Source organism: Cupriavidus basilensis (assembly GCF_029335485.1).
Classification (GTDB): Bacteria; Pseudomonadota; Gammaproteobacteria; order Burkholderiales; family Burkholderiaceae; genus Cupriavidus; species Cupriavidus basilensis_E.
Window position 1 is genome coordinate 1 of the sequence record NZ_JARJLM010000531.1, and the last position, 24997, is coordinate 24997.

The following is a 24997-nucleotide window of genomic DNA, read 5'->3' on the forward strand; positions in this document are numbered from 1 at the left end:
GGCATCACCACCGTCACCGGAATGCCGAGCACCTGCCCGGCCAGCGCGATGCCCTGCGCATGATTGCCGCCGGAGAAGGCGATGGCGCCACGGCTGCGCTGCCCGGCGTCGAAGCGCGCCAGCGCGTTGAATGCGCCGCGAAACTTGAAGGCTCCGGTGCGCTGCAGGTTCTCGCACTTGAAAAACAGCTCGGCGCCCACCCAGGCATCCATCGCGGGCGAGCGCAGCACTGGCGTGCGCCACGCGTGCCCGGCCAGCCGGCCGGCAGCGGCTACCACATCGTCGTAGCCCGGCAGGATTTCGTTCATTGGCCGGCTCCGCGCATGCCGCAGGCAGGGTGTGCCGGCCTCATTCCGTCGCCTCGTCGGTGGGATGCTTCCAGGCGGCCAGCACCTCGGGCGACGGCGTCAATGCGAGATTGATGCCGCGCGGTCCGATGGGCTGCTGGAACCAGCGCTTCTGCAATGCCACCACATCGGGGCCGGCGAAGACCGACGTCAAGGTCTGGTCGACCAGCTGCTTCCACTCGGGATCGGATTTCGGCAGCATCAGCGCGTTGCGCTCGACCGATAGCGCCGGTCCGGCAACGGTGTACTGCGCCGGATTCTTCGAATTGGCGCGCAGCCCGTACAGCACCACGTCGTCCAGCACGAAGGCCTGGGCACGGCCGGACTCCAGCAGCAGGAAGGATTCATTGTGATCCTTCGCATAGACATCGTTGTACGCATACTGGGCCTTCAGCCGGCGCACGTGGCGGTCACCGGTGGAGCCAACGCTGGTGACCACCACCTTGCCGCGCAGGTCGCCGAAGGACTGGATGCCCGAATCCGCGCGCACCAGCATGCGTACCACCGACACATAGTGGGATACGCTGAAGGCCACCTGTCTCTGGCGCTCAGCCGTATTGGTGTTGGGCGCGCAGTCGACCGCCACCAGGCCGTTCATCACCGCAGGCACGCGGCTTTGCGCCGTCAGCGGAAGCCAGCGTACCTTCAGGTCTTTCAGGCCAAGCTTCTGGCGCGCGGCCTCGGCTACGCGCAGGCACAGGTCCACCGCGTAGCCCGAGGGCTGTCCCTTGATGTCGGAGAAAGAAAACGGCAGCGCGCCCTCGCGATAGCCCATCATGATCGTGCCCGATTCGCGGATCTGCTCCAGTATCGGGCTCTGGGCTCGCGCACCCTGGGGAGCCGCGATGGCAGCGAAGGCAATCAGCGCAGCGAACGTGCGGGCTGTCAAAGAAGTAGGAAAGGACATGGCGAGGTTTCAGGCAAAGCGCGCAGCGTATTACGCATACGGTACCAGTGAAACAAACTCTTTCTTATAAGTGCATGCCCCGACTTCTCATTAGCAAATTACCTTTCCGGGTAACGCCGTGGCCACCATGGCGTTCGCTGCGCCGCGCCGTCAGGCGACGCCCCGCGCGACGGGCAGTGTTTGTCCCGCCGCGGTCCCGTGGCCTGGGAAGGCCTCGTCGGCAAACGGTTCGATATCGCCTTCCTGACCCAGCTCCCCCTCCCATTTGGCGACCACGGCGGTGGCAATGCTGTTGCCCAGTACGTTGGTGGCCGTGCGCCCCATATCGAGGAACTGGTCGATTCCCATCACCAGCAACAGCCCGGCTTCCGGCAAGCCGAACATCGGCAGGATGGCGGCCACCACCACCAGCGAGCCGCGCGGCACGGCGGCCATGCCCTTGCTGCTGACCATCAGGATCAGCAGCATGGTGATCTGGTGACCGAGGGACATATGGACATTGAAGGCCTGCGCGATAAAGACGGCCGCGAACGCCTGGTACACCATGGAACCGTCGAGGTTGAATGAATAGCCCAGGGGAAGAACGAAGCCGACCAGGCGCTTCTTCACCCCGAAGCGCTGCAGCCGCTCGATCATCTTCGGGTAGGCGGCCTCGCTGCTGGCCGTGGAGAAAGCGATCATCATGGGTTCGCGGATGCCCTTGGCAAGATCGAACATGCGGCGCTTCAGCACCGCGTAGCCTGCGACGAATAGCACAGCCCACAGCGCCAGCAGCGCGAGATAGAACGCGCCGATGAACTTGCCATAGGTCAGCAGCACGTCGAGCCCCTGCACCGTAACTGCCGCGGCGAGCGCGGCAAAGATGCCGACCGGGGCAAACAGCATCACGGTGTTGGTGATGCGCAGCATCACGTCCATCAGTTCGTCGACGGACCGCTTCACGAACTGGCCCGAGCCGCCGGTGGCCCTGCCGAGCGCAACACCGAAGAACAGCGAAAAGATCAGGATCTGCATGATCTCGTTGGTCGCCATCGCCTCGAAGATGCTCTTGGGGAAGATATGCGTGACGAACTCTTTCAGGTTCAGCGCGCCGGTCTTGAGATTCGTGCTCGCGCCCGCGTCCGGCAAGACCATATTCAGGTTGACACCGGGTTGCGCCAGGTTCACGAAGAGCAGCCCGATGCTAAGCGAAACCAGCGACGCGACGACGAACCAGGTCAATGCCTTGGCGCCGATGCGGCCGATCGCCTTGGTATCGTCCATGCCGGCGATACCGGAGACCAGCGTCGCGAACACGAGCGGAGCGATGATCATCTTGATCATGCGCAGGAAAATCTCGGTAATGATCGAGAAATTGCCGGCAATCGCCTTGGCCTCGGCGGCATCCGCCGCCACATGGTGGCAGGCGTAGCCGACGATGACGCCAAGGGCCATGCTCAGCATGATCCAGCGGGTAAGTTTGTTGGTGGTTTTCTTCATGTCGCCTCCTGACCGGTTTCCGATATCGACGCCCAGGGCTGAATGTGTCCTGGGGCGGCCTTTGTTGCCCTCGCCGGCGGGCGCTATGCCAGCCTGAGTTGGCGGGCGCCAGGCGCCAACGCCAAAGCCTCGACTTCGACGGCCGCGCCGTAATGCAGCGCGGATACTCCCGCCACGGCACGGGCCGGACGATGCTCGCCGATCCATTCGCCGTAGAGACGGTCGAATTCCGGCCACAGGGCGATATCGGTCACGTAGACGCGAACCTGGACAAGACTGCGCCTGTCCACCCCTCCCTCGGCAAGGCAGCCATCCACATTGGCCAGCGCCAGCCGCACCTGATCCGCGAACGGGCGCTCGCCCGGCGCTTCCCCGCTTGCGTCAACCGGCAATTGGCCGGAAATATGGACAAAGCCGCCGGCCACGCAGATATGCGAGTAATGCCCGGCGGGCGGCGTGATCTTGCTGCTGTCGGCGCAAAGAATGGCCGGCGAGGAAGGATTGGGTGTCATGGGGTTCCGCTTGACTTAGGGTTGGATCGTGAGCCGCCGGCAGATCGCGGGGACGTTGCCACAGCGCTGTCCTGTCGACTTGCTTTGTACAGATTATCCAATAATAGACAAAACGTCAATACGGTAAGAAAGACCGGAACTGGGGGGTGGGAGCATGCCGCATCAAGGCGCTTGCACGCGGGCCGACGCGCCGGAAAAGCGCACAGGAGCCGGCCGCGAGCCATGCAGCGGCGCGCCTGGATGGCCACGCGTCAGTGCCATCCGGCGAAGGCCGAAATGAGGGGGAATGGGGAGATGGCCGGAGCATGGCCCAGGACGCGATCACGACATCCGGGCTGCCAGCGAATGAACTGGTGCGCGCCGCGCGATGGGCTAATTCGCGCGGACAACGATCGACGGAGCTGGACGGACCGATCCACCGCAGAGACACCGATGGCCCCGTCGATCATGCTGGCGCGGCTTATCGCCGCCGCTATTGTCTGCTGTGCTTCAGGCGTGCGCCAGCCAGTGCCGTGAGTACCTGCCGCCCGGCACACGCATCATGCAGGTCAACCGGCGAGCAACGCCGCGAACCGGTCGATATCCACATTGCCTCCGCTGACGATGATGCCCACCCGCTTGCCTTGCAGCTCGGCCTTCATGCCGCGCGCGGCGGCGAAGCCGAGGCAGCCGGTGGGTTCCACCACCAGCTTCATGCGCGAGGCGAAGAAGCGCATGCAATCGACCAGTTCCTCGTCGCTCGCGGTCACGATATCGTCGACATCGCGGCGGATGATCTCGAAGGTGTAGTTGCCCAGGTGCTGCGTCTGCGCGCCGTCGGCGATGGTCTTCGGCGTATCGATATGCACGATCGAGCCGGAGCGGAACGACTGCTGGCCGTCGTTGCCGGTGGCGGGCTCCACGCCGTAGATCTTGCATTGCGGAGCCAGCGCGCGCGCGGACAGCGCAGAGCCGGAGAGCAAGCCGCCACCGCCGAGGCAGACGAACAGCGCGTCGAGCGCGCCGGCTTCCTCGAACAATTCCTTGGCGGCAGTGCCCTGGCCGGCGATGACGTCCGGATGATCATACGGCGGGATCAGGGTCAGCCCCTGCTCCTCCGCCAGCTTGCGGCCGATCGCCTCGCGGTCCTCTGTATAGCGGTCATAGATCACCACCTTGCCGCCGTAGCCCTTGGTGGCGGCTACTTTCGCGGCCGGCGCGTCGTGCGGCATGATGATGGTCGCCGAGATCCCGAGCAGGGAAGCCGACAGCGCGATGGCCTGCGCGTGGTTGCCCGAGGAAAAGGCCACCACCCCTGCCCGCCTCTGGCGCTCGTCGAACTTCGACAGCGCATTGAAGGCGCCGCGAAATTTGAACGCCCCCATGCGCTGCAGGTTCTCGCACTTGAAGAAAAGCTCCGCGCCCAGCGCGTTGTCGGCGGTGCGGGAGCGCATCACGGGAGTCCGGTGGGCGTGGCCCTCGAGCCGCTTCGCGGCGGCTGACACATCGTCGAAAGTGGGCAGGTTCAGCATGATCGTAAGTCTCGTTGGAATCGCGTTGGAATCGCGTTGGAATGGAAAACCCTACCAGGGCCAATGGACGCTGGTGCCGGCCTGCGCCGCGGCGGCGCGCTGGTGGAGCAGGCGCGCCACGGTCAGGTCCTGCAGCGCGAGGCCCGTCATATCGAAAACGGTGATGTCGCTGGCGTGGCGGTCCACTTGCGCCTTGCCGCTCAGCAGGTCGCCGATCTCCGTGCAAGGCGTATCGGGCGCCCATTGCGTTTCGCCGATCTGGCGGGCCTGGTCCCGGTCGTCGACAAACAGGCGCGTACGCGCCAGCAGGCCATCGGGCAGCTCGCGCTTGCCCCTGGTGTCCGCGCCCACGCAGTTCAGGTGCGTCCCGGCCTGCACTGCCTGCAGGTCGAACAGCGCGCCACCGCCAGGCGTGGCGGTAATCACCACATCGCTGGCCGCCACCGCCGCGTTGCGGTCGGTGGCGTGGGAGATGTCGCAGCGCTCGCCGAAGGCGCGCTCGAAACCGGCATCGGGCTGATCCGTCACCGTGACATAGCGAACGTGCTTGAGCGATGGCAGCAGCGCAAGCGCAAACGTCAGCTGAATCCGCGCCTGCACGCCGGTACCGAACAGGCAGAGACGCCGGCTGTCCTGGCGCGCCAGCAACTGCAGCCCCAGACCGCCGGCGGCGCCCGTGCGCATGGTAGTGACGGCATTGCCATCGATCACGCACTGCGGACGGCCGGTGGCAGGATCGATCAGCAGGATCGTGGCCTGATGCGGCTCGCCACCCAGGGCACGGTTGGCCGGCCAGAATCCGGCTGCCTTGAAACCCAGCAGGCCCTGTGACTGGACGTCGCCCGACTTGATGCCGAACACGCCGCCCGTCGCCAGCGGCTCCCGCACCAGCGGAAAGACGCGGCCCTCTCCCTGGCTATGCAGGACAAAGGCTTCCCTCACCGCATCCAGTACGTCGGCCGGCTGCAGCAGCGCCTCGACCTGGTTCTTGTCGAGCAGGAGCAGGCGCGCGTCACTTGGCATAGCTGTACACCGTAGCCCGCGACACGCCGAGATGCAGCGCCACGATTTCCATGGCGCGGCGAACCTCCATGCATCCCGCTTCCTTGAGTTCGCGCAGCAGCGCGCGCCGTTCCTCGGCCTTCAGGGAGCGCGGCGTGGTGGCAAGGCGCGCGGCAAACTGGTCGATGCGCGCCCGGATGGCGTCCGCGCCGGCCGGGTCGAGCGACTCCTTCATGGCCGCGCCCGAATCCACGCTGCCGAACTGCCCGAGCACATTCTGCAAGCTGCGGAACAGCGTAAGGTCGACGTTCATGCACAGGGCGGCGACATAGCTGCCGGTCGAATCCTTGATGCCGATCGAGGTGCTCTTGGCCTGGCGCCCGTCCGCGAACTGATTGGCATAATTGGCGATGACCTGCGGATATGCCGGATCGGCAATCCGGGCAAGGCCAAGTTCGGTGGCGGGATCGCCCACCGCGCGGCCCGACAGGTTGTTGTGGATGGCTAGGATGGCGTGCCTGGGATCCAGCAGATCGTGGACGACCACCTCGCAAAAGGGAGCGAAGGTCTCGCTCAGACCCTGGGCCACCTGCTTGAGTTGATCGAGCAGCGCTTGCTGCTCGAGCGTGCGTTCCGGCGTGCGTTTTTTCATATGGACAGGTTATCCAGATATGGATAATTTGTCAATATCGAGGATGGCCACACCGGCACTTGCTGCAAATCCATGTGGATTCCATTGCACGCCGAACTGACTGGATCGTGGTTGCTGTGTCCGGCTGCGGCGCGCAAGGAATACTTCCGTCCGGCGTTCGTGCATGCAAAGGGAGCGCACTCGTGGATTGGAATTTGTACTACCCCGCTGGTATGACTGCTCCTATCCTGGCTGATAAAAATCCGATAAACCACATTAGAATTGATAAGAATCGCTGCGGACTGATAAAAATCCAACTGCCACCTCCGGTCTGTGTCAGACGCTCAAGGTAATTTATAAGTAACGTATGAGTAACTTTTGATAAAAAAAAGAATACTTTGTGCAACAATGCGAAAAAACATGGCCCGATGAGAAAAATATGAGCGCAGTGGGATATGAGCTTCTTCGCCGGAAGGGCGGCCTGACCGCTTTTGCGCTAGCACAGCCGGCGCAGGTGCGGCCGGTGACGAAAGTGATGCCTGGGAACGGGCTGCTGGCCATTCCGGCGCAGGTGGCGCCACAGTCCGAGGATCCGTTGGATCACATTTTGTTCGCCCTGAAGCATGAAGGCGTCAATCTCCAGATACTGGCCCAAGTGCTGCCGGCAATTCCCGCCGCGCAAATGCTGGCAGCGCTGAAACAAACACCCAACGGCCAGTACATCCGGGTCGCGGCATTCCTTTGGGAGCACTTCAATGGCCAGCGGCTGGAGGGGCGACCGGAGATCACGGTCGGCTATGCGAGCGTATTCGATCCAGCTCGCTATATCACGGGCCCCTCGCGGCGCGATGCGCGGTGGCGGGTAGATTTCAACGGTCTGGGCTCCCTGGCGTACTGCGCCACGGTCGAACGCACGCCGGCAATCGAGGCCGCGATCGCCTCCGACATCCTGGGGCGCGCCAACGCGTTCCTGAAGAGCCTGGGACCAGCCATGCTCGACCGCGCGCTAGCCTGGGCCTATCTGCACGAAACGGAGGATTCCTACGCGATCGAGCAAGAGACCCCGAGCGAAGACAAGGCGCGCGCCTTTGTCCAACTCCTTCACCAGGCCCATGAAGGCCGGCGACTGAGCGAGGACTACCTGGCTGAACTGCAGTCGTCGACCGTGACCAATCCGCTCGATCAGGCCGTGCAGTTTCGGGGCGAGCAAAACTGGCTGCGCGGCCCTGGGCGCGGCGCCAGTGGCGTGACCTACGTGCCGCCATGGCCGGAATTGGTCGAGCCGCTGATGGATGCGTGGATGGCATTCGCCAACGACGCACCCAGCCAGACCGACCCCATCGTTGCCGCGAGCATCGCGTCGTTCGGCTTTGTCTTCATTCACCCGTTCATGGATGGCAATGGACGGCTATCGCGATTCCTTTTTCACAAGGCCCTGTGCACGTCAGGCAAGCTCGCGAAGGGACTGCTCCTGCCTGTGTCGGTGGCCATGAAGCGAAATGAAGCTGACTACCTCGCTGCGCTTCAGGCGTACTCACGCCAGGCTCGCGAGCGGGTAAAGGTGACCTGGATTGATGAAGGCGAATACCAGTTCGAGTTCAGGACGGACGATGCGATCTTTCGTTACTGGGATGCCACGGCCTGCGTCGAGTTCGGCTTCCGGATGGCGGCGCAGGCGCTGGATGTGGAACTGCGCCAGGAAACGGTCTTCCTTGAGCGCTACGATCAGGTGATGCGACGGGTGAACGAGAAAATCGACGTCCGCGGCAACGATCTGGCGACGCTGGTGGTCATCTGCCTTGACAACGACGGCGTCATCTCCAGGAAGAAACGCAAGCGTTTTGCAGATCGCGTTCCGGAAGCGTCGTTCGAGGTTATTGAAGCGGCTGTCCGAGACGTGCTGGATGAAGCCGACGACGAGGACACCGATAGCGAGTGAATGGATCGCGTCAAGACAAGGGCCGTACCGGCCTGGTGCCAATAGAGGCGAAAGACCGCTACGATGCATGGGCTCCGTGACGGCAGCATGACAAATGGTGGGGCGACTTTACCGGGGCTCCCGGCGGCGAGCGCGTTCAAGACACATGCTGCCGATGAAGTCTGCGCACGACGGCGGTTGCGGTGGCCTTTGCAATCAGCCGCTCGGCCTGATACAACTCGCCCTCGAGAAATGCGATCGTTCCGCCGCGGGAGATGACACGCCCTCGGCCCGTCAGTTGCCCTGTCAGCGCGGGCGCCAGAAATTGCACCTTCATTTCCAGCGTTGGCGCGAATTCACCCTCCTCCAGTGTGGCGGTCAGTGCCGGACCCAGGGTGTCGTCCAGCATGGCCATCAGGAATCCGCCCTGTATCTGGCCAGCGGGATTGAGGAAGTCCGCTTTGCCGTCGAAAGTCACGCATATCGTTCCACTAGTTTCATCGACTTCCCGAATTTCCATTCCGAGCGTCACCGCAGCTTGGGGAACAGGCAATTCACCCCGTTGGATCTTCCAGAAAATTCCATTCTTGCTCATCGAAGTATTCTCCATTGAAAAAGGGCTCCGCAACCCGGGGAACGGTGAGTCACTTGATACCTTAAGCATGATATTTCCGCCGTTGGAATGCCGCTCAACGTCATTGAAATAAGCGGGTGGGCTGCATACACCCGGTCGAAATCTTGCCTTGTGTCGGAAATTACGCGCTCAAAGTTGCTCACTGCGGTCTCCTGGGCCGTATTTGTGTGGCCGTTGCTTGCGGGGAATCAGGGCGATACGGCAGATAGTACGGCTGCAAACATAGTCATTCAATGAGGTTGCTTGTACTATTACCGCAGGTAACAACTACCTGGTAGCAAGATGAATTCGGCATCGAACAGACGGGAACAGCTTTCCGCTTTCTTGCGCGCCCAGCGAGCCAAGGTCAAACCAGACCAGGTCGGGATTGATGTGGCAGGAATGCGCAGAACCCCGGGGCTGCGACGGGAGGAAGTGGCGCATCTGTGTCACATCAGCCTCAGTTGGTACACGTGGCTTGAGCAAGGCAAAGAAATCAGCGTTTCCGCCCGGCTTCTCGAGCGTCTGGCGCGCGTGCTGCGCTTGAGCGCAGCGGAAAGAGATTTGTTGTTCCTCTTATGCAATGTCCGCCCACCCATACGGCAGCAGATCCATGGCGAGACCATCGTCAGTGAGGGATTGAAGCAGATGGTGGAAGGCGTGGAGGGTCCTGCCTTCATCAAGAACTCGTGGTGGGACCTTCTCTATTGGAATAAGGCGGCGATGGCACTGTTTGGAGATCTGTCTGCGGTCGATCCCGATAAGAGAAATGTCATACGCCTACTGTTCCTTGACCCCGAGCACATGCGCCTGCTGGTCAATTGGCAACAGGATGCTCGAAGCGCAATCGCCAAATTCCGACTGGATGCAAGCGCGTCCAAGGAAGATCCGGTTTTTCGCGAGCTCATTTCCGACCTGGTCGCGGGCAGCAAGGCATTCGCACGATGGTGGGAAGAGTCCGACGTAAAGGGACGGGATGAGGAAGTCAAGGAGTTCGATCACCCTGTGGCCGGCCGGTTGAGTTTCTGGTATTCGTTGTTTTCCGTGGATAGCGAGCCAGGCTTGCGGCTCAACGTCTACACTCCGTTTGATTCGGAATCGAGAAAGAGGATGCAGCGTCTTAAGAAGATCACTGAGCAGAAAATCCGCGGCTACCGTGTATGTCCGTGAAGGGAATTTCGAATATTTAATTCTTACAAGAATGCGCTTTTGTTTTTTAGGAGGAATCTGAAGTTGATTCGACGAGGGGCGATGTTCCGGGCAAGCCCAATTGCAATCTGCCGTCCAGTCGTCATCGCATCGGCCGCGCTCGACGGCATCATTTCAGGCGGCAGATCATCGCCTGATCGCTGCGCAATCCCAAACCATATGCTTAGCGCAGCCTGACTCCACTTTTGCAGCAACGGCGTCGCTTCGGCTTGCGGGGGCCGCCCCAGCCCTGGCAGGCAAGGCTTGCCACGACGTCCAGTCAACCTCGGATCGCGGCTCCTTGTCTTGACGCGATCGGCGCGGCGCCCGCAAGGCAGGCGCCGTGCCGTAACCCGGGGCCTCAGGCCGGCTCGAAGCGCTCCCCCTTGAAGACCCGCACCGGCGCCCCACGCTCCACCTGATGGTGCAGCAAGCGCCGCTGGGCACGCCGGGCCAGCTCACCCTGCTCGGCCTGCTGCGCCAGCCGGTGCGCGATCAGCAGCATGGCGATACGCTTGTTGGCATGCTGGCTGCGCTCGGACTGCACCCGCACGCTGATCCCGGTGGCGATATGGACGGCGCGTACGGCCGACTCGGTGCGATTGACGTGCTGCCCGCCCGGCCCGGAGGCCCGGCAGGTTTCGAAGCGGATCTCGCCTGCCAGCGCTGGCGACGGCGCGGCGCAACGCGCCACCCCGATAAACCAGTTCTTGCGCGCGTGTCCGGGCCGGTAAGGGCTTGGGCACGTCCATTGCACCGTGCCTTCCCAGTGCCGCGCCAGCGCCTGCGCCGGTTCGCCATCCAGGCTTAGCAGCACCGAGCGCAAGGTGCCGCCGCGCTCGCCCGCCTCCTCTTCGAGGATCTCGGCCTGCGCGCCGCATTGCGCTGCCTCGTGCAGCAAGCGCTTGAGCGCCCGGCTGACCGCCAGGCAGCATTCGGCCGGTCCCTGCGCCGCGGAGAGTTGTAGCAGGATCATCGGCAGCACTCCCCTTGCGTCTTGTACGTCAACACCGGGCGCAGCCGCGCCAGCGGCCTGGCCAGGCCCGCGTCGCAAAGCGCGGCCACCACGCTGTCGATCGGCTTGTAGGCTTGCGGCGCTTCTTCGTAGATCAGTTGCCGGTCGCGGCAGATCACCCGGCTGCCGAAGTGGGTCCGGCTCAGTTGCTCCGCGGTAAAGCGCGCCGACAGGCGGCTCTTGCATTCGCCGCGCATCCATTTGCGCCCGGCGCCGTGCGCCAGCGACAACAGGCTGCGTGCGTCCGCCACCGGCTCGACCAGATAGCTGTAGTCTCCCCGCGAACCGGGAATCACCACCGCCCCGACATCGGCCGGCGTAGCCCCCTTGCGATGCAACCAGCCGGTATTGCCGCCGATCGTGGCGGCAGCCACGAAATTATGATCGACGTCGAGCACCCGTTCGCCGCCGCCTCGCAGGCGCTCCAGCATGCGGCGCGCAATCAGTTCGCGGTTGCCGCGCGCAAAGCGCAGCGCCTGCGCGTGCCGGGCCAGGTAGTCGGCGCAGTCCCCGCCATCGTCGCCCAGGCCGCGATGGCCGAAACGCTCGATATGGTCTTGCAGGATCGCCTGGCCAAGCCCGCGCGAGCCGCTGTGCACCAGCAGCACCAGCCGCCGGCGTTCGAGCCCCAGCGCCGCCACCGCGGCCTCGTCGTGGATCTCTTCGAGCCGTTGCAGCTCCGCGAAATGATTGCCACCGCCGATGGTGCCCAGCGCCTGCGCGTGGCCCGCGCCCTCCAGTGCGTGGCTTGCCACGACCTGTGCCACCGTGTCGGCCCAGGACGCGTCGAGCGGACCGTCGATATTGCCCAGCCGCTTTTCCAGCGGCTCCGCGCCGAGCTTGCGGGCATCCAGTTCCGTGCGCCACAGCGCCATGCCGCAGCCGATGTCGTTGCCCACCAGCGCGGGATACAACCGCCCGCGGGAGAAGAATGCCGCGCCGACCGGATAACCCCGGCCCGGATGCAGGTCCGGCATGCCGGCGACCTGCTCCATGCCGGCAAGACTTGCAGTGTGATGAAGTTGATGGATCGCGTTACCTTCGATCCAGGTGTCGTCCGACGCGATCAGCGATACGCGTTCGGACAGATGCTTGATGCAGTTGCCCATATACCCATCCAGATAAGAGAAGAATCTGATGTGGCAGGCCGAGGCCGAGCAATGCGATTCCCCGCGCGAAGCATGCGACGCGATGCGTGCAGTGCTGCAATGGCGCCAATGGCGCTAGCGGGCGGAACGATTAATTCTGGCGCGGCCTGCAAAGATGCATCGACTGTTTCATGATGTGCTCTCCTTTGCAGTGCGGTTGATTGAGGGAAGTGATCGTAACGCCGCGCAGCGAAACTGGCAATGCCGGCGGCGGTATTCAGGCATCGGAGTGTTGTCCGCCGGAGACAATGCACATATCGAGTCGACCGTCCGCGCGCGTCTCGCAGGGCCGGTTCCGGCCAGCGGCGCCATTGCCGCTGCTGCGCAGGCCGGGGCAGATTCCGAGGGCGGCTGACGCGCCCGTAATCCCCGGTAAGACCATGGCCGGCGGCGAATTCCGCCCCCAGCGAATTGTCATGCTGTCGTCACGCAGACCATGCATCGTAGCGATCTTTCGTTCCGAGTCATCACCTTCATCGCCTATATGCGCACGCTCCCGTCCGCGACCGTCATTGCCGTTATCGCCATCACCGCAGCAGCGTGGTCCCTGCCCGCTGCCGCCGAGACGGCCGCCGCACCGGCCTATCCCGCCACCCTTTCCGGTCATGCCATCCTGCCGGCGCAGAGCTTTGTCGCCGCGCCCAAGGATGCGCCGCAAGACCTGCAGGTCAGCGGCAAGTTCACCACCGGCGCGCGCGTGGAAAAGATCGGCGCCGTGGAAGGCATGTCGGCCAACCGGCCGACCGGCGTCTCGCTGCCCTTCAAGGGCCAGCCGCTGCAAGGACATTCCGGCATCAAGCACATGCCCGACGGCACCTTCTGGGTGCTGACCGACAACGGCGCCGGCAGCAAGGCCAACTCGCCGGACTTCATGCTCTACCTGAACCACTACAAGGTGGACTTCAAGAACGGCAAGCTCCAGCGCCTGGGCACCGTCTTCCTGCACGACCCGGACAAGAAGGTTCCCTTCCGCATCGTCCACGAAGGCACCAGCCAACGCTACCTGACGGGCTCGGACTTCGACACCGAGAGCTTCCAGTTCGCCGGCGGCTCGCTTTGGATCGGCGACGAGTTCGGTCCCTTCCTGATCAAGGCCGACCTGAATGGCAAGGTGCAGGCGGTGTACGACACACTGGTCGACGGCAAAGTCGTCCGCTCGCCCGACCACCCCGCCGTGACCACGCCCGGCGTGCCGGGCGGTGTCGTGGACTTCCAGATCAAGCGCTCCAAGGGTTTCGAAGGCATGGCCTCGTCGCCGGACGGCAGCAGGCTCTACGCACTGCTCGAAGGTCCGGTGTGGCATGCCGAAGCCAAGGACTTCGAACGCGTCGACGGCAAGGAAGCCCTGCGCGTACTGGAGTTCGACACCCAGGCTGGCAAATGGACGGGCCGCTCGTGGAAGTACCCGCTGGAAGCCAACGGCAACGCCATCGGCGACTTCAACATGATCGACGCCACCACCGGCCTGATCATCGAGCGCGACAACGGCGAAGGCACGGCCGACAAAGCCTGCCCGGAAGGCCAGAAGCGCAACGACTGCTTCTCCGATATCGCCAAATTCAAGCGTGTCTACAAGATCGAGCTGACCGATGCCAATGCCGGCGGCCCAGTACGCAAGATCGGCTATATCGACCTGCTCAATATCGCCGACCCCGATCACCTGGCCCGCAAGCCGCTGAACGACGGCGTGCTCAAGTTCCCGTTCTTCACCATCGAGAACGTCGATGTGGTGGACCCCACCCATATCGTGGTCGGCAACGACAACAACCTGCCCTTCTCCAGCAGCCGCGAGCCGAACAAGGCGGACGACAACGAGCTGGTGCTGCTCGAGGTCGGGGAGTTCCTGAAGGCCCGTTGAGCCTGGCCGGCGCGGCGCGCTTTGCGCAGCGCCGGTCCTTGCGGATGAAACAGGCGCTGCCTTGTACATGGCGCCGTTGGCAAGCGTCACGCAGCCGCCACGAGCATTGCCGCTGTTCCCCCTCCCCGGTCAGCGACTGACCACCTGTGCTGCCTCCATCCGGCTTGGCGCTTGTGCGCAGCCTCATCCCCGCCCCCCCGCAAGCCGGAATTGCACCCATGGCGAACTGAGTCAGGGCGAGACGGCGGTACGCGATCCCATTGCGGCGGAATCACCAAAGAAGGCCGATTGCCGCCGCAACGCCCAACACGAGGCCGACCGCCAATAGGTGGAATAGCGACCGGAACAGGCGTCCAATGACATAGGCGCCGACGCAGGCGAATGCGCTGACGCAGGAGAGGCGCAGCCACCTTGGCCAGTTGGCACTCAGGTCAAGCGCGTCGAACAGGAGCCAGCCTCCGGCGAAAAAGATCGAGAAGCCATAGAAGGAGAAAAAGAAGGCCACTTCAAAGAGCCTGGGCTTGTTATCAGCTTCCGGACGCATGCTCGATCGTATGAGGATCCTGAGGAACGCCATGATGTCATGGTCCCAGCCCTTGGGGAACCTGCCCGCAGGACGATCAGATTGTTCGGCGCATCCTCAGGATTTATCCGATGGCAATAGCTCCACAATCGTCGACCTCTTGCCCAATGTGCCAGGCACGGCGGTTCGCAGCCTCCGGCAGGGGGCTGTGTGGGGGCGAATCTCCCACGCGTATCCCGCCGGCGCTATCGGCAGATTGCCCTCTGGCAGCTGGAAGCCGGTCGCCGCTACGATCTGGCGCCCGGCCTGCATGTCCAGCCGCAGGCCCAGCTGGTGTATCAACCTCTGGACCTGCACGATAGCGCGGATGCTGCCAGCAGGGTGATGTTCCCCAGCACCGACACCGCGCTGCTGCGCCTGGGGGCACGGCTGAGCAAGGACCTGCGGTGGTCAGATCAAGCGCCGGGTACTGCCTGGGTAAGCGGCAATCTGCTGCAGCGCGTGGGTGCCCATGCCCGTACGCGCTTCAGCACGCCGACCCAGGGCGACGTCGGCTTCAGCAATGACCTGCCGGGCACGGCGCTGAGCTTGCAGACCGGGATTGAAGGCCAGGTTCGCAAGAACGTCGTGGTCAATGCGCGGATCGGCGTCGAACAGAGCGTCGACGGTTCTGGCCTCACCAGTCTCGGCGGGCAGCTGGGGTTGAAGGTGTCGTTCTAGCGTGCCGCCGCCCGCTGCTCGGCTCGGGCGTGAGGAAGGCGCCGGATGGCCGAAGGCCTCCGGGCCATCCTGGCGGCGGCCCCCCTACACCTCCAGCCATTCCTTGCGAATGGCGGCATTCGCCTTCAGATCCCCTGGCGTGCCTTCGAACACGATATGCCCGTGCCCCATCACATAGACCCGCTGGGAAATATCCAGCGCGATGGCCAGCTTCTGCTCGATCAGCAGCACCGACACGCCGCGCTCCTTCAGGACCTTGAGGTAGTCGCCCACCAGCGTGACGATCATCGGGGCCAGCCCTTCGGTGGGCTCGTCGATCAGCACCAGGTCGGGGTCGCCCATCAGGGTGCGGCACAGCGTGAGCATCTGCTGCTCGCCGCCGGAGAGCACGCCGGCAGACGTATTCTCCCGCTCCTTCAGGCGCGGGAACATGTTGTACATGTCCTGCACCGTCCAGCGGGGCTTGGACTGGCGCGGATTGCGCTTCTCCCCTAGCTGCAGGTTCTGGCGCACCGTGAGCGTGGGGAAGATGTCGCGGTTCTCCGGCACGTAGCCCACGCCCAGGTGGGCGATCTCGAAGGTGCGCCGCCCGAGGATCTCCTCGTCGCGAAAGCGCACCGAGCCCTCCGCCTTGACCATGCCGAGGATGGCCTTGGCCATGGTCGAGCGCCCCACCCCGTTGCGGCCCAGCAGGGCGACGATCTCGCCTTCGTCGATATGCGCGTCGACGCCGTGGAGAATATGGCTCTTGCCGTAGTAGGCGTGCAATCCCTGCACGTCCAGCATGCGCTTGCCCATCAGTGCGCTCCCTCAGTGGCAGGTTCGTCCAGGGTCGTGCCCAGGTAGGCTTCCTTGACCTTGCGGTTGGCGCGGATGGCCTCGGGGGTGTCGGTGGCGATGACCTCGCCGTAGACCAGCACGGAGATGCGGTCGGCCAGGCCGAACACCACGCTCATGTCGTGCTCCACCATCACCAGGGTCTTGCCCACGGTGACACGGCGGATCAGCTCCACCGCGTGGTCGGACTCCGAGCGGCTCATGCCGGCGGTGGGTTCGTCCAGCAGGATCACCTCGGCGCCGCCGGCGATGGTGATGCCGATCTCCAGCGCGCGTTGCTCGGCGTAGGTCAGCAGGCTGGCCTGGGTGTTGCGGCGGTGCTGCAGGCCGATCAGTTCCAGCACTTCGTCCGCCCGCTCGCGCGCGTCGCGCAGCTCGGACAGGCGATGCCAGAAAGAATACTTGTAGCCCAGCGACCACAGCACCGCGCAGCGCAGGTTCTCGAACACCGACAGCCGGTGAAAGATATTGGTGATCTGGAAGCTGCGCGACAGCCCCATGCGGTTGATCACGAAGGGCTGCAGCCCGCCGATCTCCTGGCCGTTGAGCCTGACCGTGCCCGAACTGGGCGCGAAGCGGCCCGAGATCAGGTTGAAGGTGGTCGATTTGCCGGCCCCGTTGGGGCCGATCAGCGCATGGCGCTCGCCCTTGGGGATGGTGAGGTTCACCCCCCGGATGATTTCGGTCTGGCCGAATTTCTTGCGCACATCGTTCAGTTCCAATGCCGCGGTCATGCCGTACCTCCCGTGATTTCGGCCTGTACCTTGTCCCAGGTGGCGCGCACGCGCGCCTTCGCGGCGCGGCAGGCCAGCAGGCCGCCCACCCAAAGCACCGCTGCCACCAGCCATGGCGCGACGGTGCCGGCATCGAAGCCGATGCCGATCAGTGACATGTCGGTACCGTTGGCGCTGTCCACCTGTACCTTGTAGACCAGCTCCACGGTCAGGATCACCGCCGCTAGCAGCACCAGCCCGGCAGCCGCGGCGCGGCCGTAGTCCGGCAGCATGCGGCCCAGCTTGCGGTGCGCCAGCAGCGGTACCTGCATCGTCAGCAGGCTGGCGATGCCGCCCGGCACGAACATCACCATCAGCACGAAGAACAGGCCGAGATACAGCAGCCATGCCTTGGTCAGGTCGGACAGCGCCACCGCGAACAGGATGAACACCACGGCGCCGATCACCGGGCCGAAGAATACGCCCGCGCCCCCGATGAACGCCGCCAGCAGTACCCCGCCGGAGCGCACCGCGCTGACGTTCTCGGCCGACACGATCTCGAAATTGATGGCCGAGAGCGCGCCCGAGATACCGGCGAAGAAGGCCGACAGGATCAGCACCAGGTAGCGCACGCGCTGGGTGTTGTAGCCGATGAATTCCACCCGCTCCGGATTGTCGCGCACTGCGTTGGCGATACGGCCCAGCGGCGTCTGGGTCCAGGCATACATGGCCACCATCGACAGCAGGCACCACACCGCGATCAGGTAGTACACCTGCCGCCCGGGGCCGTAGGTGATGCCGAACACGGCTTCGCCCACCATGCGGTTGGTGGATATCCCACCTTCGCCGCCAAAGAAATCCGGGAACATCAGCGAGCTGGCGAACACCATTTCGCCGATGCCCATGGTGATCATGGCGAAGGTGGTGCCGGACTTCTTGGTGGTGACATAGCCGAACAGCACGCCGAAGAAGGCGCCGGCCAGGCCGCCCACCACCGGCAGCAGCGAGACCGGCAGCCATACCTTGCCCGCGCCCACCATGTTCAGCACGTGGATGGCGATGAAGGCGCCCAGTCCCGCGTACACGGCATGGCCGAACGACAGCATGCCGGTCTGCCCCAGCAGCATGTTGTAGGACAGCGCGAAGATGATCATGATGCCCATCTGGGACATCAGCGTGATGGCGAAGCCGCCGGTGAAAAACAGCGGCATCACCAGCATCAGGGCCGCGGTCAGGCCCCAGATCAGCCAGCGCGCCAGGTTCAGCGGGCGATAGCGCATGGTGCGGCCCGTCGCGGCCGCCTCGCGGCGTTGTTGCATTGTCGTCTCCATGCTGTCAGCTCTCCCGGGTACCCATCAAACCACGCGGCCGGAAGATCAGCATCACAACCAGCAACAGATACGGCAATACCGGGGCGACCTGCGCCACGGTAAGCCTCCACAGCGAGGACAGCGGCGTGCTGTCGGTCACATGCAGGCCGACCGAACCCAGCAGGCCGGCCAGCGAGGCGTCCAGCGTGACGGCAAAGGTCTGCAGCACGCCGATCAGCAGCGAGGCGATAAAGGCGCCCACCAGCGAGCCCATGCCGCCCACCACCGCCACCACGAAGACGATCGACCCCACGGCCGCCGCCATCGACGGCTCGGTGACAAAGGCGTTGCCGCCGATGACCCCGGCCAGCCCCGCCAGCGCGGCGCCGCCGCCAAATACCATCATGAACACGCGCGGCACATTGTGTCCCAGCGCCTCGACCATCTCGGGGTGCGTCAGCGCGGCCTGGATCACCAGCCCGATGCGGGTGCGGGTGAGCACCAGGTAGATCGCCACCAGCATCGCCAGCGACACCAGCATCATGAACGCGCGGTACTTGGGGAAGGACGAGGTGAAGACCGTGAACAGCGGCCCGTCCAGCTCGGCCGGGATGCGGTAAGGCACGGCGGCCAGGCCCCATACCAGCTTGACGCCTTCCTCGATCAGGTAGGCCAGGCCAAAGGTGAACAGCAGCTCGGCCACATGCCCGTACTTGTGCACGGTGCGCAGGCCGAAGCGCTCCACCAGCGCCCCGGCACCGGCCACCAGCAGCGGCGCGAAGATCAGCGCGGGCCAGAAGCCGATCTTGCTGGCGATGGTGTAGGCAAAGTAGGCGCCCAGCATGTAGAAACTGGCGTGCGCGAAGTTCAGCACGCCCATCATGCTGAAGATCAGCGTAAGCCCGGAAGAGAGCATGAACAGCAGCAGCCCGTAGCTGACGCCGTTCAACATGGAAATGACGAAGAATTCCACAACATATCCTTCATTCTGACGCTCGCGGCCAGTTGGCGGGCCAGCGGTCGGCCGGTCGGAAATCGGGCGCGCGCGGGTGAGCGCTGCCCACCCGGGGTGGCATGCGCCGCCCCGGGCCGACCGAAGTATGCAGGATCGGGGCGCGCGCCGGAACTGGCCGCGCTCCCCGCCGCGCTCAGGCTCCGCCCGGGCGCTTCATCTGGCAGGAGGTCGGCTGCGCTGCCACGTACTGGTCCAGCAGCGCATCGGTCTTCCAGCCAAAGCCGGTGTTTTCCTGGTCGAACCTGACCTCCTTGCCGTCGGCCTTGGTCCAGGTCGCCACCACCAGCGATTGCTGGGCCTGGTGATCCGAGCCGCGCATCTCCACCGCGCCGTTCAGGCTTTCGGCCTTCATGCCTTCCAGCGCCTTGGCCACCTTGACCGGATCGGTCGACTTGGTGTCGGTGAACGCCTTGCCCAGCATGGCGATACCGGTGTAGGCGGCCATCACGTAGAAGTCGTCGTTGTACTTCTTCTTGAAGCCCTCGATGACATCCGCGCCCTTGAAGCCCTTGTTGTTGGGGTTGTAGTAGCCGACATACTTGACATGCCCGGCTTCCGACGGCCCCATGGCGGTCGGCACGCCGGTGGTGCCGGCGTAGTAGGTGTAGTAGTTGGTGGACAGGCCCGCGTCCTTGCCGGCCTTGATCAGCAGCGCGAGGTCGCTGCCCCAGTTGCCGGTGATCACGGTGTCGGCGCCGGAGGCCTTGATCTTGGCCGCGTACGGGGCGAAGTCCTTGACCTGGGCCAGCGGATGCAGGTCGTCGCCGACGATCTGGATGTCCGGACGCTTGCGCTTCAGGTATTCCTTGGCGGCGCGCGCCACCTGGTGACCGAAGGAGTAGTTCTGGTTGATCAGGTAGACCTTCTTGACGCTGGGGTCCTTGGCCAGGAAGGTGGTCAGGGCCTCCATCTTCATGTCGGAGTTGGCGTCGAGCCGGAAATGCCAGTAGTTGCACTTGCCATTGGTCATGTCCGGGTCCACCGCGGCGTAGTTCAGGTAGACGATCTCCTTGCCCGGATTACGCTCGTTGTGCTTAGCCACCGCGTCTTCCAGGGCCAGGCCCACCGAGGAGCCGTTGCCTTGCACGATGTAGCGGATGCCCTGGTCCACGGCCTGCTTGAGGATGGTCAGGCTTTCCTGCGGCGAGAGCTTGTTGTCGAAGCCGACCACTTCAAACTTGTGCCCGCCACCCCAGTTCTTCTGGTTGGCGATGTCGGCGACGAACTGCCAGCTCTTGAGCTGGTTCTGACCCACTGGCGCCATCAGGCCGGACAGCGGATCGATAAAGGCGATCTTCACCGTGTCGGCCGCCGCCACCCCGGAACCCATTGCCGCAAGAATAGCCGTGGCGGCCACCAGCGAACGCATTCTGATCATGCTTGTCTCCTTCGGTTTTATAGTTGGCTGTCTTTGATCCCGATTCGCCGCGACGCCCTCTCCGTTACCTCAACGCGCTGCAAACCTGTCCTACGGATGCCGGCCGCTGGCCGGCAAAGGGTTGGCGGCTCTGCGGCCGCCTTGGCGTCAGTCAGGTCATCAGGTCAGGCGGCCGGCAGGCGGTAGTCCTTGAACTGTTCGCGCAGCTTGAGCTTCTGCATCTTGCCGGTGGCGGTGAGCGGAATCTCGGTGACGAAGGCCACGTCATCGGGAATCCACCATTTGGCGACCTTGCCTTCGAAGAATTTCAGCAATTCCTCGCGCGTCACCTCGGCGCCCGGCTTCGTCATCACCACCAGCAGCGGGCGCTCGTCCCACTTGGGGTGATAGCAGGAAATGCAGGCCGCCATATGCACCGCCGGATGGGCCGCCGCCACGTTCTCGATATCGATCGAGGAGATCCACTCGCCGCCGGACTTGATCACGTCCTTGCTGCGGTCGGTGATCTGCATATAGCCGTCCGGGTCGATGGTGGCCACGTCGCCCGTGGGGAACCAGCCATCCACCAGCGGCGAGGCATCGTTGCGGTAGTAGTGTTCGATCACCCAGGGACCGCGCACGTGCAGGTCGCCGAACGCCTTGCCGTCCCAGGGCAGTTCATTGCCGTCGCCGTCGACGATCCTCATATCGACGCCGAAGATGACGCGACCCTGCTTCTCCTGGATCTTCTGCTGCTCCTCTTCGGGCAGGCTGGCGTGGCGCGCCAGCAGCTTGCAGGTCGTTCCCAGCGGGGACATCTCGGTCATACCCCAGGCGTGGATGGTTTCCACGTCGAGCGCCTTGAGGGCACGGATCATGGCCGGCGGCGCCGCCGAGCCGCCGATCACGGTGCGGCGGAAGGTGGAGAACCTGAGTTGATTGGCCTGCACGTACTGCAGCAGGCCCAGCCAGACCGTCGGCACGCCAGCGGAGAAGGTCACCTTCTCCTGCTCGAACAGTTCATAGAGCGAGGCGCCGTCGAGCCTGGCGCCGGGCAATACCAGCTTGGCGCCGACCAGCGGCACCGAGTACGGCAGGCCCCAGGCATTGACGTGGAACATCGGCACCACGGGCAGGATCACATCGCGCGCCGAGCAGCCCAGCGCGTCCGGCAGCGCGGATGCGTAGGAGTGCAGCACGGTCGAGCGGTGCGAATACAGCGCACCCTTGGGGTTGCCGGTGGTGCCGGAGGTGTAGCAGAGGCTGGATGCCGTGTTCTCGTCGAACTGCGGCCAGGCGTAGTTGCCGTCCTGCGCGTCGATCAGGTCTTCATAGCAGATCAGCGGCACCTTGGCGTCGGCCGGCATATGGGCGCGGTCGCTCATCAGCACCCAGCCCTTCACGTTCGGGCAATGCGGCGCCACGCCTTCCACCAGCGGCAGGAAGGTGGCATCGAAGAAGACGTACCGGTCCTCGGCATGGTTGACGATATAGGCGACCTGCTCCGGGAACAGGCGGGGATTGACGGTATGGCATACCGCGCCCGAGCCCGACACCGCGTAGTAGATCTCCAGGTGGCGATAGCCATTCCAGGCCAGCGTGCCGACGCGCTCGCCCGCTGTCACCCCCAGCGCGGCGATGGCCTGGGCCAGCTTGCGGGCGCGCAATTCGCAATCGCGGTAGGTATAGCGGTGCAGATCGCCTTCGGTCCGTCGCGAGACGATTTCCGTGCCGCCGTAGTGGCGTGCGGCGTGCTTGATGATGGAGGAAATGAGCAAGGGTTCGCTCATCATTTGACCCATCAATGCCATGGAATAGTCTCCTGTGATTTTGTAGATCCGTCAAAAAAACCGCCAAAAAACGAACAACCGTTCTATTTTTTGGCCGATTGTTCCCATCCTTTGATGAAACGTCAACGGGATTCCGTTGTGCGCTGCCATATCCGCGATACCGGGTGGTTGCCTGCCCGCACCACGCCGGTGCGGCGGGAAGCGGGATTCAAGGGATATCCGGAAACATTGTGGCGACAACTGCGGTCAGACATGCAAATGACGGCGTGGAAGTACAATAACGCCTGCCATGTTGCACCTCAACATGTCGTTTTCCCTAGCCTGCAAGCGCGCTTGCGGGAAATTCGACAGGCCGGTGCCGCGCCGCCCAGCCACCCACAGTGACGCTCCAGTGAACCCTTCCGCGCCTACCGAAGCCAGCCACGCCTTGCCAGAAGGCGCCAATCCCACCCAGCCGGATGCCGAGGCGCCGGTGCCGCCTTTCGTCACGGCACCGGGCTTCGCCGAACTGGGCTCGCGCTTCTTCACGCGCCTGGCCCCGACGCCGCTGCCCTCGCCCCGGCTGGTCAGCATGTCGTCCGCCGCAGCCGGGCTGCTCGGCTGGGATGCGCATGCCGCAACGCAGCGTAACTTCATCGAAACTTTTGCAGGAAATCACGTGCCCGGGTGGGCCGCCCCCCTCGCCAGCGTCTATTCGGGCCATCAGTTCGGGGTCTGGGCGGGCCAGTTGGGCGATGGGCGGGCCATCCGCCTGGCCGAGGCCCATACCGCCACCGGGCCTTGGGAAATCCAGCTCAAGGGCGCCGGCATGACGCCCTACTCGCGCATGGCCGACGGCCGCGCCGTGCTGCGCTCGTCGATCCGCGAATACCTCTGCTCCGAGGCCATGTTCGCGCTGGGCGTGCCCACCAGCCGCGCCTTGTGCATCGTCGCCTCGGACGCCCCGGTACGGCGCGAGACCATCGAGACCGCCGCCGTGGTGACGCGCCTGGCGCCATCCTTTATCCGCTTTGGCCATTTCGAGCATTTCGCCGCCCGCGAAGACATCGGCTCGCTGCGCCAGCTGGCGGATTTCGTGATCGACCGCTTCATGCCGGAATGCCGCGAGGACAGGCAGCCCTACCAGGCCCTGTTGCGCGAAGTCTCCCTGCGCACGGCCGACCTGATGGCGCAGTGGCAGGCGGTGGGCTTCTGCCATGGCGTGATGAATACCGACAATATGTCGATCCTCGGCCTGACCATCGACTACGGCCCCTTCGGCTTTCTCGATGCCTTCGACGCCAACCATATCTGCAACCACTCGGATACCCAGGGCCGCTACGCCTACAGCCAGCAGCCGCAGGTCGCGTTCTGGAACCTGCACTGCCTGGCCCAGGCGCTGATGCCGCTGTGGCGCGAAGCCGATGGCAAGGCCGATGGCGAAGCCGAAGCCGGGAAGGCCGCCACCGATGCCGCGGTCGAAGCCGCGCGCGCCGCCCTCGACCCGTTCCGGGCGCGCTATGCGGGTGCCTTCTTCCAGCGCTACCGCGACAAGCTCGGCCTGCGCCCGACAGGCGGCCGCGACGAGGAGGACGAGCCCCTGCTGACCGATCTGTTCCAGTTGCTGCACACCCAGCGCGTGGACTACACCTTGTTTTGGCGCAACCTGGCCCGCATCTCCTCTGCCGACGGCAGCCAGGATGCACCGGTGCGCGACCTGTTCATGGACCGCGCGGCCTGGGACGCCTGGGCCGGGAACTACCGCGCCCGTCTGCGCGCGGAAGATTCCAGCGACGCGGCAAGAACCGCCGCCATGCTGGCGGTCAACCCCAAATACGTGCTGCGCAACCACCTGGCGGAGACCGCCATCCAGCGTGCGCGCGAAAACGACTACAGCGAGGTGGACCGCCTGCTCGCCGTGTTGTCGCACCCCTTCGACGAGCAGCCGGAGGCCGACGCCTACGCCGCGCTGCCGCCGGACTGGGCGGCGGGGCTGGAAGTGAGCTGCTCGTCATAAGCGGGTGGCAGCATGTAAGGTTTGACGGTCAGGAAACGACCAAGGGCCTCGGGTGACGAAAGACGGGCAAGATGCGACGCGCCCGGTTCGTGCCCAGCCAACCAGAAAGCAGAAAGGAAAGCCGAAGATGACCACGCAAAAGACCGAACCCGAGTGGCGCGAGCAACTCTCCGATATCGAATACCGCGTGACCCGCGAGGCCGCCACCGAACGCCCCTTCACCGGCCGCTACTGGGATCACTGGGAGCGCGGCACCTACCGCTGCGTCGGCTGCGGCACGCCGCTGTTCGAAGCCAGCACCAAGTTCGACGCCGGCTGCGGCTGGCCGAGCTACTTCCGTCCCATCAACGGCGAAGTGATCGACGAGCACACCGACCGCACCCATGGCATGGTGCGGGTGGAAGTCCGCTGCAAGGAATGCGGCAGCCATCTTGGCCATGTCTTCGAAGATGGCCCCGCTCCCACCGGTCTGCGCTACTGCATCAACTCGGCTGCGCTAAAATTCGACGAGCGCGACCCCGCCGACTTCGAAGCGGGTGACGCCGCGCCGACATCGCCCGACACGCCGCGCTAGGCCCGAACCGCCCGCGCGGCGGTTCGCCGCCAA

The 24997-nt window shown here is 64.3% G+C and carries 25 protein-coding genes; 8 read left to right on the forward strand and 17 right to left on the reverse strand.

The annotated features are described in order from the left end of the window. From P3W85_RS32650 to P3W85_RS32680, 7 genes are all read right to left on the reverse strand, one after another. The coding region (locus P3W85_RS32650; protein ID WP_276267804.1) for a pyridoxal-phosphate dependent enzyme at window positions 1-308 on the reverse strand (308 nt) is incomplete at its 3' end. A gap of 40 nt (window positions 309-348) precedes the next feature. Next, on the reverse strand, window positions 349-1254 hold the full coding sequence (locus P3W85_RS32655) for an amino acid ABC transporter substrate-binding protein (protein WP_276267805.1): 906 nt from the start codon (window positions 1252-1254) through the stop codon (window positions 349-351). A gap of 150 nt (window positions 1255-1404) precedes the next feature. Beyond that, complete coding sequence (locus tag P3W85_RS32660) at window positions 1405-2733, reverse strand: dicarboxylate/amino acid:cation symporter (RefSeq protein WP_276267806.1); 1329 nt, start codon at window positions 2731-2733, stop codon at window positions 1405-1407. Window positions 2734-2816: 83 nt separating this feature from the next. Beyond that, window positions 2817-3245, reverse strand: coding sequence for a RidA family protein (locus tag P3W85_RS32665; RefSeq protein WP_276267807.1), 429 nt, complete (start codon window positions 3243-3245; stop codon window positions 2817-2819). 548 nt (window positions 3246-3793) lie between these two features. Continuing rightward, the gene (locus P3W85_RS32670) at window positions 3794-4756 is read right to left on the reverse strand and encodes a threo-3-hydroxy-L-aspartate ammonia-lyase (RefSeq protein ID WP_017223840.1); all 963 of its coding nucleotides are present in this window, start codon (window positions 4754-4756) and stop codon (window positions 3794-3796) included. Window positions 4757-4807: 51 nt separating this feature from the next. Further along, complete coding sequence (locus tag P3W85_RS32675) at window positions 4808-5779, reverse strand: ornithine cyclodeaminase family protein (protein ID WP_276267808.1); 972 nt, start codon at window positions 5777-5779, stop codon at window positions 4808-4810. Beyond that, window positions 5769-6410 carry a helix-turn-helix transcriptional regulator gene (locus tag P3W85_RS32680; protein ID WP_276267809.1) on the reverse strand — a complete coding sequence of 214 codons (642 nt, stop codon included), beginning with the start codon at window positions 6408-6410 and terminating at the stop codon, window positions 5769-5771. Before P3W85_RS32680 ends, P3W85_RS32675 begins: the two co-directional genes overlap by 11 nt. 418 nt (window positions 6411-6828) lie before the next feature. Between P3W85_RS32680 and P3W85_RS32685 the strand changes: the two genes are divergently transcribed. Further along, window positions 6829-8328, forward strand: a complete 1500-nt coding sequence (locus tag P3W85_RS32685) for a Fic family protein (RefSeq protein WP_276267810.1) — start codon at window positions 6829-6831, stop codon at window positions 8326-8328. Between the two features lie 136 nt (window positions 8329-8464). Here the strand turns inward: P3W85_RS32685 and P3W85_RS32690 are convergent, their stop codons facing one another. Then, the gene (locus tag P3W85_RS32690) at window positions 8465-8902 is read right to left on the reverse strand and encodes a PaaI family thioesterase (RefSeq protein WP_017223836.1); all 438 of its coding nucleotides are present in this window, start codon (window positions 8900-8902) and stop codon (window positions 8465-8467) included. Between the two features lie 321 nt (window positions 8903-9223). On the opposite strand from P3W85_RS32690, the gene P3W85_RS32695 reads away from it, so the two are divergent. Beyond that, window positions 9224-10090, forward strand: coding sequence for a helix-turn-helix transcriptional regulator (locus P3W85_RS32695; protein ID WP_276267811.1), 867 nt, complete (start codon window positions 9224-9226; stop codon window positions 10088-10090). Between the two features lie 379 nt (window positions 10091-10469). Here the strand turns inward: P3W85_RS32695 and prfH are convergent, their stop codons facing one another. After that, window positions 10470-11084 carry a peptide chain release factor H gene (gene prfH / locus P3W85_RS32700; RefSeq protein WP_017223835.1) on the reverse strand — a complete coding sequence of 205 codons (615 nt, stop codon included), beginning with the start codon at window positions 11082-11084 and terminating at the stop codon, window positions 10470-10472. After that, the gene (locus tag P3W85_RS32705; RefSeq protein ID WP_276267812.1) at window positions 11081-12232 is read right to left on the reverse strand and encodes an RNA ligase RtcB family protein; all 1152 of its coding nucleotides are present in this window, start codon (window positions 12230-12232) and stop codon (window positions 11081-11083) included. The genes prfH and P3W85_RS32705 overlap by 4 nt, the downstream gene beginning before the upstream one ends. Before the next feature lie 154 nt (window positions 12233-12386). On the opposite strand from P3W85_RS32705, the gene P3W85_RS32710 reads away from it, so the two are divergent. Continuing rightward, window positions 12387-12626, forward strand: coding sequence for a hypothetical protein (locus tag P3W85_RS32710; protein ID WP_276267813.1), 240 nt, complete (start codon window positions 12387-12389; stop codon window positions 12624-12626). Between the two features lie 129 nt (window positions 12627-12755). After that, window positions 12756-14129 (forward strand): esterase-like activity of phytase family protein, encoded by a 1374-nt coding sequence (locus tag P3W85_RS32715; protein ID WP_276267836.1) that lies wholly within the window; start codon window positions 12756-12758, stop codon window positions 14127-14129. A gap of 271 nt (window positions 14130-14400) precedes the next feature. Here the strand turns inward: P3W85_RS32715 and P3W85_RS32720 are convergent, their stop codons facing one another. Next, on the reverse strand, window positions 14401-14673 hold the full coding sequence (locus tag P3W85_RS32720) for a hypothetical protein (RefSeq protein ID WP_276267814.1): 273 nt from the start codon (window positions 14671-14673) through the stop codon (window positions 14401-14403). A gap of 189 nt (window positions 14674-14862) precedes the next feature. On the opposite strand from P3W85_RS32720, the gene P3W85_RS32725 reads away from it, so the two are divergent. Then, complete coding sequence (locus P3W85_RS32725; RefSeq protein ID WP_276267815.1) at window positions 14863-15372, forward strand: autotransporter outer membrane beta-barrel domain-containing protein; 510 nt, start codon at window positions 14863-14865, stop codon at window positions 15370-15372. A gap of 84 nt (window positions 15373-15456) precedes the next feature. On the opposite strand, the gene P3W85_RS32730 is transcribed toward P3W85_RS32725, so the two are convergent. From P3W85_RS32730 to P3W85_RS32755, 6 genes are all read right to left on the reverse strand, one after another. Further along, window positions 15457-16170: an ABC transporter ATP-binding protein gene (locus P3W85_RS32730; RefSeq protein WP_017227921.1), complete on the reverse strand. Its 714-nt coding sequence runs from the start codon at window positions 16168-16170 to the stop codon at window positions 15457-15459. Further along, a complete protein-coding gene (locus tag P3W85_RS32735) occupies window positions 16170-16943 on the reverse strand; it encodes an ABC transporter ATP-binding protein (RefSeq protein WP_017227920.1) in 774 nt (257 codons plus the stop codon). Before P3W85_RS32735 ends, P3W85_RS32730 begins: the two co-directional genes overlap by 1 nt. After that, on the reverse strand, window positions 16940-18253 hold the full coding sequence (locus tag P3W85_RS32740) for a branched-chain amino acid ABC transporter permease (RefSeq protein ID WP_276267816.1): 1314 nt from the start codon (window positions 18251-18253) through the stop codon (window positions 16940-16942). Before P3W85_RS32740 ends, P3W85_RS32735 begins: the two co-directional genes overlap by 4 nt. Window positions 18254-18257: 4 nt before the next feature. Next, on the reverse strand, window positions 18258-19205 hold the full coding sequence (locus tag P3W85_RS32745) for a branched-chain amino acid ABC transporter permease (protein ID WP_017227917.1): 948 nt from the start codon (window positions 19203-19205) through the stop codon (window positions 18258-18260). 175 nt (window positions 19206-19380) lie between these two features. After that, window positions 19381-20625 carry a branched-chain amino acid ABC transporter substrate-binding protein gene (locus P3W85_RS32750; RefSeq protein WP_276267817.1) on the reverse strand — a complete coding sequence of 415 codons (1245 nt, stop codon included), beginning with the start codon at window positions 20623-20625 and terminating at the stop codon, window positions 19381-19383. Window positions 20626-20789: 164 nt separating this feature from the next. Next, complete coding sequence (locus P3W85_RS32755; protein WP_276267818.1) at window positions 20790-22415, reverse strand: 3-(methylthio)propionyl-CoA ligase; 1626 nt, start codon at window positions 22413-22415, stop codon at window positions 20790-20792. Here P3W85_RS32755 and P3W85_RS32760 point away from each other — a divergent pair. The 3 genes from P3W85_RS32760 (at window position 22356) to msrB (ending at window position 24964) form a co-directional block, all read left to right on the forward strand. Then, a complete protein-coding gene (locus tag P3W85_RS32760; protein ID WP_276267838.1) occupies window positions 22356-22778 on the forward strand; it encodes a hypothetical protein in 423 nt (140 codons plus the stop codon). The two genes, P3W85_RS32755 and P3W85_RS32760, sit on opposite strands and share 60 nt — an antisense overlap. After that, window positions 22699-24390, forward strand: a complete 1692-nt coding sequence (locus P3W85_RS32765) for a protein adenylyltransferase SelO (RefSeq protein WP_430869667.1) — start codon at window positions 22699-22701, stop codon at window positions 24388-24390. Before P3W85_RS32760 ends, P3W85_RS32765 begins: the two co-directional genes overlap by 80 nt. A gap of 127 nt (window positions 24391-24517) precedes the next feature. Next, window positions 24518-24964, forward strand: a complete 447-nt coding sequence (msrB, locus tag P3W85_RS32770) for a peptide-methionine (R)-S-oxide reductase MsrB (protein ID WP_276267819.1) — start codon at window positions 24518-24520, stop codon at window positions 24962-24964. Window positions 24965-24997 lie beyond the last annotated feature (33 nt).